This is a genomic window from Paenibacillus sp. FSL H8-0034 (genome assembly GCF_038000305.1).
Lineage (GTDB): Bacteria > Bacillota > Bacilli > Paenibacillales > NBRC-103111 > Paenibacillus_S.
Map to the genome: position 1 here is coordinate 3,480,877 of NZ_JBBOBS010000001.1, position 13,121 is coordinate 3,493,997.

Annotated in this window: 16 protein-coding genes and 1 tRNA gene; 12 read left to right on the top strand and 5 right to left on the bottom strand. The window is 42.8% G+C overall.

Features of this window, described 5'->3' with window-relative positions:
• Positions 1 to 98: 98 nt before the first annotated feature.
• The 4 genes from NST47_RS15640 to NST47_RS15655 all read left to right on the top strand — a co-directional run bounded on the left by NST47_RS15640 (position 99) and on the right by NST47_RS15655 (position 1,960).
• Positions 99 to 293 (top strand): type II toxin-antitoxin system HicA family toxin, encoded by a 195-nt coding sequence (locus NST47_RS15640; protein WP_341155955.1) that lies wholly within the window; start codon positions 99 to 101, stop codon positions 291 to 293.
• A 91-nt stretch (positions 294 to 384) separates the two neighbouring features.
• Positions 385 to 777 carry a type II toxin-antitoxin system HicB family antitoxin gene (locus NST47_RS15645; protein ID WP_341155956.1) on the top strand — a complete coding sequence of 131 codons (393 nt, stop codon included), beginning with the start codon at positions 385 to 387 and terminating at the stop codon, positions 775 to 777.
• A 113-nt stretch (positions 778 to 890) separates the two neighbouring features.
• The gene (locus tag NST47_RS15650; RefSeq protein ID WP_341155957.1) at positions 891 to 1,661 is read left to right on the top strand and encodes a stalk domain-containing protein; all 771 of its coding nucleotides are present in this window, start codon (positions 891 to 893) and stop codon (positions 1,659 to 1,661) included.
• A 26-nt stretch (positions 1,662 to 1,687) separates the two neighbouring features.
• The gene (locus NST47_RS15655; protein ID WP_341155958.1) at positions 1,688 to 1,960 is read left to right on the top strand and encodes a hypothetical protein; all 273 of its coding nucleotides are present in this window, start codon (positions 1,688 to 1,690) and stop codon (positions 1,958 to 1,960) included.
• A 191-nt stretch (positions 1,961 to 2,151) separates the two neighbouring features.
• Here NST47_RS15655 and NST47_RS15660 read toward each other — a convergent pair.
• Positions 2,152 to 2,224, bottom strand: a tRNA-Val gene (locus tag NST47_RS15660).
• A 209-nt stretch (positions 2,225 to 2,433) separates the two neighbouring features.
• Between NST47_RS15660 and NST47_RS15665 the strand changes: the two genes are divergently transcribed.
• A complete protein-coding gene (locus NST47_RS15665; protein ID WP_341155959.1) occupies positions 2,434 to 3,369 on the top strand; it encodes a hypothetical protein in 936 nt (311 codons plus the stop codon).
• Between the two features lie 18 nt (positions 3,370 to 3,387).
• On the opposite strand, the gene NST47_RS15670 is transcribed toward NST47_RS15665, so the two are convergent.
• Positions 3,388 to 3,615 (bottom strand): hypothetical protein, encoded by a 228-nt coding sequence (locus NST47_RS15670; RefSeq protein ID WP_341155960.1) that lies wholly within the window; start codon positions 3,613 to 3,615, stop codon positions 3,388 to 3,390.
• Between the two features lie 100 nt (positions 3,616 to 3,715).
• On the opposite strand from NST47_RS15670, the gene NST47_RS15675 reads away from it, so the two are divergent.
• From NST47_RS15675 to NST47_RS15690, 4 genes are all read left to right on the top strand, one after another.
• Entirely contained in the window at positions 3,716 to 4,732 is a 1,017-nt protein-coding gene (locus tag NST47_RS15675; protein WP_341155961.1) for a phosphotransferase, read from the top strand.
• Positions 4,732 to 5,052 carry a DUF1811 family protein gene (locus NST47_RS15680; RefSeq protein WP_341155962.1) on the top strand — a complete coding sequence of 107 codons (321 nt, stop codon included), beginning with the start codon at positions 4,732 to 4,734 and terminating at the stop codon, positions 5,050 to 5,052. Before NST47_RS15675 ends, NST47_RS15680 begins: the two co-directional genes overlap by 1 nt.
• Positions 5,053 to 5,074: 22 nt before the next feature.
• Positions 5,075 to 5,986 (top strand): sugar phosphate isomerase/epimerase family protein, encoded by a 912-nt coding sequence (locus NST47_RS15685; protein ID WP_341155963.1) that lies wholly within the window; start codon positions 5,075 to 5,077, stop codon positions 5,984 to 5,986.
• Positions 5,987 to 6,072: 86 nt separating this feature from the next.
• A complete protein-coding gene (locus NST47_RS15690) occupies positions 6,073 to 7,551 on the top strand; it encodes a stalk domain-containing protein (protein ID WP_341155964.1) in 1,479 nt (492 codons plus the stop codon).
• A gap of 53 nt (positions 7,552 to 7,604) precedes the next feature.
• Here the strand turns inward: NST47_RS15690 and NST47_RS15695 are convergent, their stop codons facing one another.
• Together NST47_RS15695 and NST47_RS15700 are read right to left on the bottom strand one after the other, a co-directional pair.
• Positions 7,605 to 9,221: an ATP-binding protein gene (locus NST47_RS15695; RefSeq protein WP_341155965.1), complete on the bottom strand. Its 1,617-nt coding sequence runs from the start codon at positions 9,219 to 9,221 to the stop codon at positions 7,605 to 7,607.
• 191 nt (positions 9,222 to 9,412) lie between these two features.
• Positions 9,413 to 10,156, bottom strand: a complete 744-nt coding sequence (locus NST47_RS15700) for an MBL fold metallo-hydrolase (RefSeq protein ID WP_341155966.1) — start codon at positions 10,154 to 10,156, stop codon at positions 9,413 to 9,415.
• Between the two features lie 402 nt (positions 10,157 to 10,558).
• Here NST47_RS15700 and NST47_RS15705 point away from each other — a divergent pair, with 402 nt between their 5' ends.
• Together NST47_RS15705 and NST47_RS15710 are read left to right on the top strand one after the other, a co-directional pair.
• Positions 10,559 to 11,176 carry a stalk domain-containing protein gene (locus tag NST47_RS15705; RefSeq protein WP_076235951.1) on the top strand — a complete coding sequence of 206 codons (618 nt, stop codon included), beginning with the start codon at positions 10,559 to 10,561 and terminating at the stop codon, positions 11,174 to 11,176.
• Positions 11,177 to 11,272: 96 nt separating this feature from the next.
• Complete coding sequence (locus NST47_RS15710; protein WP_076235952.1) at positions 11,273 to 11,569, top strand: DUF1292 domain-containing protein; 297 nt, start codon at positions 11,273 to 11,275, stop codon at positions 11,567 to 11,569.
• Between the two features lie 122 nt (positions 11,570 to 11,691).
• On the opposite strand, the gene NST47_RS15715 is transcribed toward NST47_RS15710, so the two are convergent.
• The gene (locus NST47_RS15715) at positions 11,692 to 12,111 is read right to left on the bottom strand and encodes a DUF1885 family protein (RefSeq protein ID WP_076235953.1); all 420 of its coding nucleotides are present in this window, start codon (positions 12,109 to 12,111) and stop codon (positions 11,692 to 11,694) included.
• A 117-nt stretch (positions 12,112 to 12,228) separates the two neighbouring features.
• Here NST47_RS15715 and NST47_RS15720 point away from each other — a divergent pair, with 117 nt between their 5' ends.
• Positions 12,229 to 13,053, top strand: a complete 825-nt coding sequence (locus NST47_RS15720) for a Cof-type HAD-IIB family hydrolase (protein ID WP_341155967.1) — start codon at positions 12,229 to 12,231, stop codon at positions 13,051 to 13,053.
• Positions 13,054 to 13,121: the final 68 nt, after the last annotated feature.

The window sequence follows — 13,121 nt, forward strand, 5'->3', positions numbered from 1 at the left end:
TCAAAAAGTATACAATTTGAAATACTTATAGCAGAAACAGAAGAAAAACATTGAAATACGTATCAATACGTGTTATAATATTTATAGGAGGTGAGCAAATGAGAAGTTATTCTTCAAGGGAGGTAATCAAGCTTCTAAAAGAACACGGTTGGTATTGGGTCAAAACTGTCGGAGATCATTGGCAATTTAAACATCATGAAATAAAGGCCAAAGTTACTGTCGTGCATCCTGAGAAAGATGTAGCCATACATATTTTAAAAGATATCCAGAAGAAGTCAGGGCTTAAGTTCTAGCCCTTTCTCTTCAGTACATAGAGGAAGATTAGAAATTTAAAAGTGAAATATGATAATAATGAATATTATTTAGAAAGGTTGTGACTTAAAATTGAAAAATGAATTTCAATTTGTTGCTATTCTTGACTTCACCGGAAAACACATCGCAATTACATTTCCTGATTTAGAAGAGGCATTATCACAGGCGGAAACCACCGATCAAGCATTACGTAGAGCCAATGAAGTCCTTAGGTTGACTTTAGAAAGTCGAATTGAAGATAATGAAGAAATTCCAACACCTACACCAATAAATAAAATTGAATTAAAAGAAAAGCAACGTACCATTTTGGTTGTATGCGCACTAAAAGAAAAAATAAAATACGACAAAAAGACATTGACTATTCCCCATGATTTAAATGTAGCGGCGGAAGCGGCTGGCCTTAACTTTTCTCAAGTGCTTCAAAATGCTTTACGCGAGATATTAACCGATAAAGAAACTGTATGATAAAGAAGTGGTCAGAAATGGCCGCTTTTTTCTTTAATTATTTCCAGAATATTTTCCTACAGCCTACTAAAATTTGGTATAGTAAAATAAATATCATATTTTGGAGGTTAACCATGAAAAAGATCATTTTAGGTGTGCTGATCGGTAGCGCCTTAACCGTTTCTGCCACTGCCGGAGCTGCAGCCGTAAAACAGTACATCCTTACTGAAATTTCTTATCCGGTTGTCGTGAATGGAAAAGAATTCAAAGACGCAACAGCACCAATCCTAAACTACGAGGGCAGCACGTATGTACCGCTGGCAAAGCTTGGGGATATAACGGGAGTAAATTATAAATGGAATGAAGCGGCTAAACGTGTAGAGATCGTGACCGGCTCGAGCGGTGGAGGAACAACAGCAGCAGCTCCTTCAACCAACCAAGAAGCGATTAAGGCCACACCAGGTGGAAATATTCAGCTTACGCCTGATGCGGTAGTCGAAAAGCCAAAAGGTTTAGTGGTAGAGAACGGTGAAACGGTGCTTTATGCCTATGATCGTGATGGGAAGTTCAAAGGTAGATTCACGGATGGGGATGACGCTTCACTTGTCTTTGCGAGGCTTAACCGAGAAGAACAGTTACCACCTAAACTCTCTGAGGGCTGGCTGGATTCGGGAATACTAATGAGTATTTATGAGGCAGATGTCCAGTATGTGGGGAATGACTTCGTTTATAAAACGTCTCCATTTGTGACCAAGCAGCAAGAATATTTCAAGTTTTCATTTCCTGCTGGCTGGCGTGATCAAGTAGGTGGTGAGATTACAGTTAACGGTGTCCGAGTTAAGAAATACGATAAAGGTAATTATTTCAACATTGCCGACCTCCAGAAAGCCGGGATCATTAAGTAAAGAAGAATATTGATAGGAGGGTTAAAATGAAAAATATCAAGACCACGGGCATTGGGGGAGAAATTCATTGTCAGGTGTGTGATAGAGAATTTATTTGGCAATATAACTTTGTGAAGGAATTGACTTTAAGTATGGGGCATGTCAAACCTCGATTAACGTATAAAGCAATGCATCTTGATCATATCGATGGTGTTAACGTGACAGTTCTTGAAATGTTAGTTCATGCTGATTGCCCATACTGCGGGGTAACAGATGAAAGTTACGCCCAAGTCATCAAAGAAAATCTGCCATATTATTAATTATGTTAGTTTCTTGAGCAATTTTGAATACCGTTTAAAGCGCCTAACTGGTGCTTTTTTTTATTGCGAATATTATTCCGTCAACAATCCGTCAACAAGTGGGTGAAAACAGCTCTGTACTACTAATATTTTTTTCTCTGTACCAATGAAAAAAGCCTTGAAGCACAAGGCTTCAAGGCTTTCTGTACTAATGACCTGTAGTGGGCTCGAACCACTGACCCCTACCCTGTCAAGATAGTGCTCTCCCAGCTGAGCTAACAAGTCATGTTTTAGCGACAAGTAGTAATATACCAACGATATAAAGAAATGTCAACTCCTTTTTCGGAAAAATTTTTAAAATGTCTCTTGTACAATGATTTATGTCCTTATTTGCCCGCCCTGAATGCTGCGTTAAACAAGATAACCTACAACTGCAAGTTGCAATTATGCTATAATATTTCCATATGACAACAAGCAGATTGAGGGGATAATTTATGAAGGATTTTCATCGGCCTTTTCAGCCAATTCAAGGTGTATTGACGAATAATGGAGATAGCGCCGTTGATTGGGGTGGACGTGAATGGGGTACACATCGGCATCATGTCCGCGAATTGCTGGAGCATGCCGTGAATTCTATTTCCAATAAAGATAGAGCTGCGGTTCTGGGTGCTGGTAATCATGGTGATCTCGATTTGCCGGAATTGGCGAATCGATTTGCACAGGTGACGGTGCTGGACACAGAGGCTAACTCAATAGAAGAAGTGCTGGAGCTAAGCGTGGGTACTTACTCTGGTAAAATTAAATCGCTAACTAATGTGGACTATACTTGTCTGGATCAAATTCATTTCTACGAGACTTGGGAGGATATGCTGATTAATCATGCTCCTGCCGCAGAAATTGCTGCTTATGTGAAGAATTGCTCTTTTGAAGCAAGAAGATACGAGGCCCTCCCGCATTTGAAAAAAAGCTTTTCATTGGTTGTTTCCTCATCCGTTCATACTCAATTATTTTATATTCATGCTTTGACGCAATTATCCGGATATGCCGATCAATATAGCAGCCAAGAGGTCGGGCAGATCATGGAGGCCTTGATGTATTTACGCAATAGCCTTGTGGCTGATTATAACCGGCTGCTTATATCTCTATTGAAGCCAGATGGCAGACTGGTGGTATGGTCTGATATGATTCGTTTGGACGAATCCAATGCTGGACTTCTCGATAGACTGTATGCTTTACAAAGCGACGAGGAGCGTACACAATTTTTATTCCGTTCATTCGGTCAATCCGGTATGGAAGCTGCTGTTGTGGGACTTAAGGGGTTGTATGAGCAGGTAAAGCCAGAGGGTCAATTGTTCAAATCATGGGTATGGTTAACCGGTGTGGAGAGGCAGTATGTGGCAGCTGGATTATCTGGAGTGCCAAGGAAATAACAAAAGAAAAACCGCTCATTAGCTGAGCGGCAGTAGAATACTTTCCTCTTCGATAGAGGTGTATAAGATAGCATTGTTTCCTACGACTTCAATCAAATCAATACGATTTAACAATGCTAGTGAGGGTTCTTCTGGTTGTATGCAGCGGTGTTCAAGTGCTTGGATTAATGAGGGTATCGCCTTCTGATCACTGGAGATGAAACGAACGGGAATCTTGTGGTCATGAAACAAAATTTCAGTTTTCATAAACGGTTCTCCCTTCCCTTACAATCTGTCCTAATTATACCTCATTTTCATTAAAATAGGCTGAATAATTTTAAATTTTTGGTCAATATTAGGAGCCTTTATGATAAATTCACAAGTTAGCAACATGGATGCGATCATTCAGCAATATTTTAACAATGGGTTTTGGAGGGTCGAGACAGGGGAGAGCGGAGTAAATAATACAACCCGCTTTATCCTGTATAGGAATCGAAAATATGTGCTGCGCATTTATGAGAACCACGCGGATCTGGACAAGGTTCGTTACGAGCACGCTGTACTGCAAGCGCTTCAACAGAGCAAGCTTTCCTTTCGGATACCCTCGCCAATCGTGGCTTTATCTGGGGATACCTACGTGCGCACACAAGCCAATCAGCTTGCGGTGCTGTTCGAGTATATTGAAGGTTCAAGGGCTGATTTAACTGATGTTGTGCACGTTCAGTCGATAGGCTGCGCAATGGGAGAACTGGTTGGTGAAATGGCGCGATTGGTTATACCTCTGGAAGCCGCGTATGAACGGTATTATGAGCTGTATGAGATCCATCCTTTGGTCAATCGGGAAAGACTGAATGCTTGGCTGAGAGATATGGAATCGGGTGAAGCTTCAAGGGAAGCTGAGCAACTGAGCACAGAAATACAGCGGATTGAGCAGGTGATTCCTGTGTGGAATCGTTTGCCAGTTCAATTGGTGCACTCGGATCTTGTGGCTGGCAATGTACTTGCCGATGACGATGGGGTAACGGGCATATTGGATTTTGAGTTTGTAACGATGGACTTGCGGGTAATGGATGCGGCTGTTTTTCTCAATGAGATTATTCGATACCAAGGAGATCGCTGGGAGCTTATTGAAGCCTTTATTCAAGGATATGGACAATCTGGAAGCTTGAATGCGGATGAGATCGCTGCATTGCCGCAGCTTATTTTGCTCAGAAGCGTCGTCTTGTGTATCCATTTCCTTGGTAGACATTGGGCTGGGATTGATCCCCGTGATGAACCTCAGACTTACTTGATCGGTTTTGCCAAGGTTCAGGAGTGGCTTGAATTGCATAAGCATCGACTCATGAAATGCTGCAGCTTATATGGGAGTGGGGGAGTATGCTGATGAAGAAATTATTTAGTCAAATGAATGCATTAGAACTTGAAGAGGAGCTTCATGAAATTGTAGATGCGATGTCCCGCGCTGAGTTTCCCAGCCAGAAGGAACTGTTAGAGCGTAAATATTACACAGCCAAAGCTTATACACTAAAGCCTGCTGATTATTGTCCCGGGCTGTATGAAATTGAAGGAGAACCGGGTGATCGTTTCCGGCTGAAGTATGTTAATGGAATCATGGGCTGGGGGACGCTTGTGGGCAATGATGAAGAGGCGAGTTTCCCCATATCGATGCTAACATTTGTGGAGAATGAGCAGAGAGACGATTAAAATATACGAAAGAGGTGTAAATATGAGTAAAGCTACACGATTCGCAAGTGATCAGAGTATGAACCCGCCGCGCTTGGATATTCAACAGTCCTGGTGGGCTATGATCGGATTAGGTAACGGTGAACGAGAATGGACAATAGAAGAGAAATTCGAAAAGATTGCAGAAGCCGGCTTTACTGGTATTATGGGGCGTCTGCCTGAAGGTCCGGATGCGGATTTATGGCGCCGATTGCTTGATGATTATCGTTTTAGCTTCGGCATTCATTCGTTTCCTGGCAAGCCTGAAGATATTACACAATTATTGAAGGCCGCCAAGCAATTCGGAGTGCAGTATGTAAATTCCCAGGTGATGGATTCCTTCGTAATCGGTCAGCCTGCGATCGAATTGCTGGAAGGATTGGTGCGAGAAGGTAGCTCTGCTCAAATGCCTTATTTTGTGGAAACACATCGCGGTCGCATAACTCAGGATTTACATCGTACAGTGGAGTACGTAAGAGCGATTCCTGATTTGCGTTTGACCATTGATTTGTCCCATTACATAGTGGCAGGTGAAGTTACTGGAAACGACGAGAGCGTCTTAAACAGGGTGTCAGAGCTGTTTGAGAGCCTGTTGGAACGCACCTCCAGTATTCATGCGCGCGTGTCCAACGGAGAGCAGATACAGGTCGATATAGGACCGAATGGAGAACATCCGATGGTGAGGCATTATATGGACTGGTGGCAGCGAGGGATCGGATATTGGTTAAAGGATGCGCAGCCTGGCGACCTGCTGCCATTCGTCCCGGAGCTTGGTCCTCCGGATTATGCGATCACGAATCCAACCTACGCATCGAGCGGCCGTACAGAGATCTCGGATCGCTGGGAGCAGGCACTTGTATTGAAGAGATTAGGTGAAGAGGCTTGGAAGCTCGCCGTGCAATCCAGCGGAAATTAACAGCTTTCTAAGCATCGTTAATAAAACAGCTAATAGTTACGAGAGAATGGGTGACAGTGTTATCAATCATGAGGTGGGGACAACCGATGAGACTAAGCCTAACCGTTTGTGGTATTTTACTTGCGATCTTTGTCATCTTTTCGGATCAGGCTGTTGCACAAAGGCTGGAAGCTGCAGCTTATAGGAGTCCTGAAGGAATCCACTTTGTAAGCTATAGCACCTTATGGAATGAACAGAAATTAAAGGAGCTGTATGAGAGTTTACTCAAATGCGAGCATGGTGAGGAATTGTCGACCCTGAAGCAAGTCATTTTGGACCCGGGTCCAAGTGAGGGAAAAAGCGGCTCAAGAGTTGGCAGCTACAATGCGGATACCCAAGTGATTAGGTTGTTTGAAGTCGATACCACTCCGGTAGTACGTACCCTGATCCATGAGTATGGTCATCATTTTACCTATTATTGGCTGCAAAAAAAGGAAAGTGCTTCTCCTGGACAACTTACAGAGTCTTCAGCCTGGGCCAAGGTTAGACAGCTTGGTGGCTTTCCTATTCGATGGTCAGGCAGTACTCTTCCTTATGTACATAAATGGGATCCTGGCGAGATTATGGCTGAGGATTATGTATTGTTGTTCGGCGTGGGGGGGAATCCGTTATCCTCCAAGTCGGCGAATATTGTGAATATGCTGCGTCACGAAAATGAGTATATTCCTTCTGCGCAGTCACTGCCTGCTCTGAGACAATACTGGGAGCAATTGGCTGGCTTGTCCAGTAAGGAGCCGATCCGACTTCCCCAGATCAAGCAATGGCAAGCAGTTGAAGACAAGGAGGATGTTACCAACCGTTTGGTGTTTACCTCTGCCGCCACTCAAAACTACCAGCTCATCCAATATGGTATTCAGGTAGTTAGTTATAAAGAAGGGCAGCCAATCAACTGGACAACGACTATCAATACGATTGGCAAAGAGCTTGTAGAGGTTAATCTGGATATGAATGCACTAAGGGATACCGATTCCACGGCTTCCATTAACGGATTTATTCAAATATGGGCGCTGGATCCAGAAAGCAATCAGCTTGTCTTCACACCCTTTTATATGAATTGGTTTACGTATGACCCTGCTTCAAAAAAACTGCTGGCGATACCTCCTTCTTTTTCCAGCAGAGGACTTACTGCGATGTTGAAAAGAGATGGAATGGACAAATGGCCCCTTATGAATTTGGTTTTGAATGGAATGCCTTTGGCGCCAGTCAAGCGTTATGAGGATAAGGAAGGTAATTTGTATGTGCCACTGCGCTTATTCAGTGAAGAGACCGTTCAAGGACTAACAGAGCAGCGATCTACGGATAACGATGGAGGCAGACGAATTAAAGCGCATTACAAGCAGAGGGATGTTCAATTGAGGTTGGATGAACAGCAAGCGGCTGTCAATGGAATCACAATCAAGCTGAACCAGCCAGTCAGGCGTATGGGTGCCGAGTTCGTGGTAGCGATCGATGATCTGAAAGCCTTGTTCGATGTGACCGCACGCTGGAATGAATCAGGCAGCAGCCTGCTTATGGAGTCGACTTAGCTTATAATAAAAAAAGATCTTAGAGGGCTGACTTAGCCTTGTAGGATCTTTTTTTAATGGGTAGGTGATGTTTCCGTATTGTATGCATCATGGGAAGCAAGAGGGATAGTGATGGTCAGCTTGGTGCCTTTACCGCTTTCACTTTCAACCTCCATTGTGCCTTGATGATCCTGTACAATCTTATGGCAAATGGATAAACCGAGACCTGTACCCGAATCTTTGGTCGTATAGAAAGGCAAAAAGATTTTTTCCAGCTCGGACTGAGGTATGCCGCTGCCAGTATCTGATATTTCAATGACTGCTGACTGATTATGATTGGACAGATGAACACGTACAAGACCCTGCTCTTCCATCGCTTCAAACGCATTTTTGATCAAATTCAACAGCAGCTGCAGCATCTTGTCCTGGTCCATCATGAGGTACAGGGGTTGCCCGGCATGCTCGAACTGAATTTCATGCCCCAGTCGTGCCGCTTCTGAATCGAGTAGAGAGAGTACTCTTTGTATGCAATCATCTATGGCATGTACTTTAAATTGGGTTGCGTGTGGTTTGGAGAACTGCAGAAATTCCGCAGTCAGCATGCTCATGCGTGTAATTTCATCCATAATCAGATCGTACCATGGACGAACATTGAAATTATCCGCTCTGGAAAGCTGAAGAAAGCCTTTAATGGTTGTCAGTGGATTACGAATCTCATGAGCCATGCCGGAGGCTAATTCACCGACCACTCTGAGCTTCTCTGAGCGGAGCATATGCTCCTCACGTTTCAGCCAGGATTCCCTTTTCATCATATACAGATTGCGTTCTGCGATAAAGATCAAATCATCCTTATACTCGCCATCGTTAGGATAAAAAGCCATTCCAAAGTTCATTTCGATGCCAGTTAACTTCGGAAAGTCAACGGTCAGCTGTTGTTCGATATTATGGGTCAGCTGCCCGATATGATTCGATTCCAACACGATAGCAAATTCGTCGCCACCATAGCGGGAAATAAGCAATGCTTCCGGAAACATAATGCGCAGCAATTGAGCAGCCTGCTTCAATATTCGGTTTACACCATGAAAGCCATTGGCCGTATTCAGTGATTTCAAATCCTTGCAGTCGATCAATACAAGCGCAATAGGTGCACCTTTCTGAACCAGCTTGCCTAGCTGACGATGGCATTCCTCATAGTTATATAGGCCAGTGAGCGCATCGTGGGTAGTCAGATGCTTCTTTTCACTATCCAGTTGCTGGGTTTGGTTTCGAAGAACATATATGTATTGATAAAACAGAAAAGCAAAGGTCAGGCAGCTAATCGAACTGAATAAAAATGCAGAAACATTATAAAGAGTGAGCTTCATATAAGAGTAAGATATAAGAGCAAAGGTTAAGGTATACAGAAGGCTGACAAATACCGCTGAGCCGGGCGTTCGGATTTTATGAAAATGTTTGCCGATTTGCGCAAAGTAAAGAGGCAAGCACCAGGCCATTTGACTGACGGAATGAAAAGCAATCAGCAGTACGATTTGAAGAAAAACTGAAATCACAAGCCGCTTCTCTGTGAAATGAGCGATGATGTATAAAATTGCTATCAGGACAAGTAGAGCCGGATGTAAGGATCTTTCGAAATAAATGGAAGAACCACAGATCACGACGGTATAGCCGAATAGTATCCAATTATAGCCCATGCCTTTTTACTCCTTCTTAATGTGGATATGATTGAAAGGATAAGAACCGACAAGCCACAAACTGATAGGATTCTTTGATACAAACGCTTTCATGCACATATAACAAAAAGTTAAGTCGAATTGTGGTGAATGCTGTCTACGGAGCTAATACCATATTTTAAGGGAAAAACCTGACCTCAGAGGCCAGGTTTTTAGGGGAAAGAGTAGGTTGAATGCTGCTTCATAATTGTCATTTTTCCTGTTTTCCCTATAAATTCTTCAATATAATCATCATAATGCATAAGCATAACCGAGCCTTGAATGGCATCTGGTAAAGTCAGCAGCTCATTGAGGCTGGCATGCACAATACCTGGACTGGACAACTGACAATCATGCAAAATGTACTGACAGCGCTGTTCCTCATGGAGTTCAACCAGAAGCGGATAATTGAATTTCGTATCAGAGCTGTAAAAGACCTTTTCATTAATCAATAAGGAATAGCTGGGCTTGTCGCGAATATGTTCGGATCGGATCAGCTCCAGGGTAAAGCCCGGATGAATAATAGTAGAAACAGCTTCCTCCATAATGATAAGCTCAAAATAGTCCTCAAGTCCAAAAAAACCTTCGGACTTGTTCTCCAAACCTCCGCGTAATGACTGATTCCACAAAGAATCGACTAAATCAGCTGGAACGAATAGCTTCATTCTGTACTTGTATGTATATTTTAAACGAAAAGCAAACTCTTCCATACCACCTACGTGGTCAGCATGGATATGGGTGATAAGTAGACCATTAATATGATTAATCTCGATACCAAGCTCATGTAAGGCTCTCGGTGCTGTATAGCCGCAATCCACTAGTAAGGTGAAGCCGTTGCACGTCACTAACGCATTATTGTTATAAAACTTTTTTGAAAAGGCACTTCCCGTGCCAATCATCTGGATTTGCAGGCTCACGAACGATCCTCCACTCATGGGTGCATAACGCTTACATATCTTTCTTAATCTATCACGGTTTGGAGTTAGATTTCAAGAGAATTTTTACACACTTTAACAATATTTTACCCTTAATTTGTTCGTTTTTTATAAATTATGATGAATATGATTTGGTATTGTATAGCGTTTTCATAGTGTGGTTGCAATGAAAGCAAACTTAGAGCAGATTAGAAGTTTCGATTTGATTTCCAAAATCATGGCATATTTTGTATTTAATTCGTTGCTTGTGTCGAGTTTTGTACCATATATAGATCGTATTCCAAAATCTTTTTTTGATTTTTTTAACAAAGCAGCGCAACTCTTGATGGCTTTCCGAGTATAACCTTATATAAAACAAGTACAAGTCACGATGGAGGTTACACAATGAAAGTGCCACGAATGCTAACGCTGGTACTATCGCTCTCCTTGCTTGGAAATGCAGGTGTTTTTGCAAATTCGATCTGGGGCGATTACGAGGGATTTAGTAAAGTAAAAATGGTCGTTAATAATGTGGAAAAACAATTTAAAGACGGTGAGGCGCCTGCCTTTTTGATTAAAGGTAATGCGGTGTTTCCGGTGCGTGAGCTTTCGGAATCTCTTCAGTCGCTCGTACGGTGGGATAATGCCAAAAATACCGTATCGATCTACAAGCCGAATGTTCATATGTTTGTTGCTGAAAAGGTAAATGAAGATTATTCAATCAAATCTCCTTTTGGTAAAGTACCCAAAGGCAAAAAAATTGATTTTGCAGTATTCGCGCAGGTTGACAGCTTGAAAACACCATTCTATTCCTTCAAAATATCGATAGATTCTCCAAGCGGGGATCAAGCGGCACCGGCTCATGAAAAGGTCGTTAACGGGTCGAAGGAAAACTTCTGGTATCCATGGTCGTTTAGTGTTCCTTTTAACGAAGCGGGTGAATATGTCATTAAATTCTCCATTAAACTGGATGAAAGTAGCGACTATACCGTGATTTCCCAGAAAGTGATTGTATCTGAATAAATGATTGCACAGGATGTTAGGATGGCAATTGACCTGTATGCATGAACATGTTACTATACGTGGGATAACTAATTTCTAATGAAATGAGGTTTACCCATGAGCGAACATATACATGATGAGAATTGCAATCACGATCATGACGAAGAAGATATTTTTGTAGTTACGGATAAAGATGGCGTTGAGCATGAAATGGTAATGGTATACACCTTTGAGGCAGAAAATCAGCCTTATGCTGTGTTACTGGACCGCAATGATCCGGAAGCGGACGGTGTTATTTTCAGAATTGAAGAAGAAGAAGAAGATGCTTATCTAGAAAGCATTGAGGATGAAGAAGAATGGGAACGTGTAGTTAAAATCTACAATCAGATCATTGAGGAACAAGCAGCTGAATAGTTGATAACGAGAGCCCTTCTTGCGACGACAAGAGGGGTTTTTCGCGCGGCCAGGGGTATTTGTTGCTGAAAAAGGCAAATAGACCTTTCCGCTTTAAAAGGGAAGGGTCTGCAGCACCGCTGTTATTTACGAGGATTGAAATACATAATACGTCCATTGAATAAGTGAAGCTCGGCTTTCCACAGTCTACCCAAATACTTGCAGAATTCGTTGCCCTTGGCCTTGTCGCCGTGGGTTGATCCATCAGGTAATACGATCTGTACAAAATGCCTGCTGGTGTCACCATCCTGAGTGGAACCAGTCCCCATCACGATGTAATGATATAAAGGATCTTTACCTTTCAGGTAAAACCACTGATCTGCAGCCTCTGGCTTTGTTTCTATGGTGTAAGGGAAACCGGCATCGCCATATTCCCAGCCTAATTGCTGGCCTGTGAGGTTAAGCTGTTCCTTATAATGCATAAGTTGTTCTTTTAATTGTTCTAAGGAAAGGGAAGGAATGGTAGAGCCTTCTACGAATTTAATATACGCGCTTTGAGCCATGATCGATACACCTGCCTATAATTGGACTGATAAGGGTTACATCTGATCGGATACCATGAACATCATAGCATTTTAGAAAGCGTTTTGACAATATGGATAGATAGAGGAGCGTAAGCAATGAATAAGCAACGATTTGAAGGTTATTTGCTGGTCACGGATATGGACGGTACGTTATTAAACAGTAATAAAGAAATCAGCCCTGAAAATAAACAAGCCATTGAAATGTTTGTGGAGCATGGTGGTTTGTTCACGCTTGCAACTGGACGTATAACCTCCTCGGTGAAGCGGTTTGCGGATCAACTGCCGCTTAACGCTCCAGCGATTTTGTACAACGGCGCTATAATCCATGATTTTGCAACAGGAGTCGATGTGTGGCAGCGGACGCTGGGACCTTCGGCTGGGCCTATTTTAACTCGGGTAATGAACAGGTTTCCTGGCGTCGGTGTAGAAATTTATTGCGGTAGTGAGCCTTACTTCATTCGTGAAAATCAGACAACCGATCACCATCGCCGAGTAGAGAACTTCAATAGACCTGTACTCGATGGATTTGAGTCGTTGAATGAGCCATGGTTTAAAGTTCTGCTGGCTTGGGACCCAGAGCGGTTAGACGAGGTTCAAAGTTTTATGGAAGAAACAGAGGATGAGCAAGTCACTTGGGTACGTTCTGAAGCCAAGTACTTTGAAATGCTGCCGTCGGATGCAACGAAAGGACATGCTTTAGAACACTTGGTCGAATTAACGGGCATTGATATGACCAAATGTATGGCGATGGGGGATCATTTGAATGATCTTGAAATGATCCGCAGGGCTGGTGTCGGGATTGCTGTGGCCAACGCACATGAAGCGTTGATGAGCGCCTCTAATCGATCCTGCTGCCATCATGAAGAACATGCAGTGGCTGATGTAATAGCTTGGCTGGATCGGGAAGTTGTTAGCAAATAAGTGGATACTTGCTCCTGACAACGAGGAAAAGCAAAGAGCAAAAAGAACAAGTCGGTTTCGACTTGTTC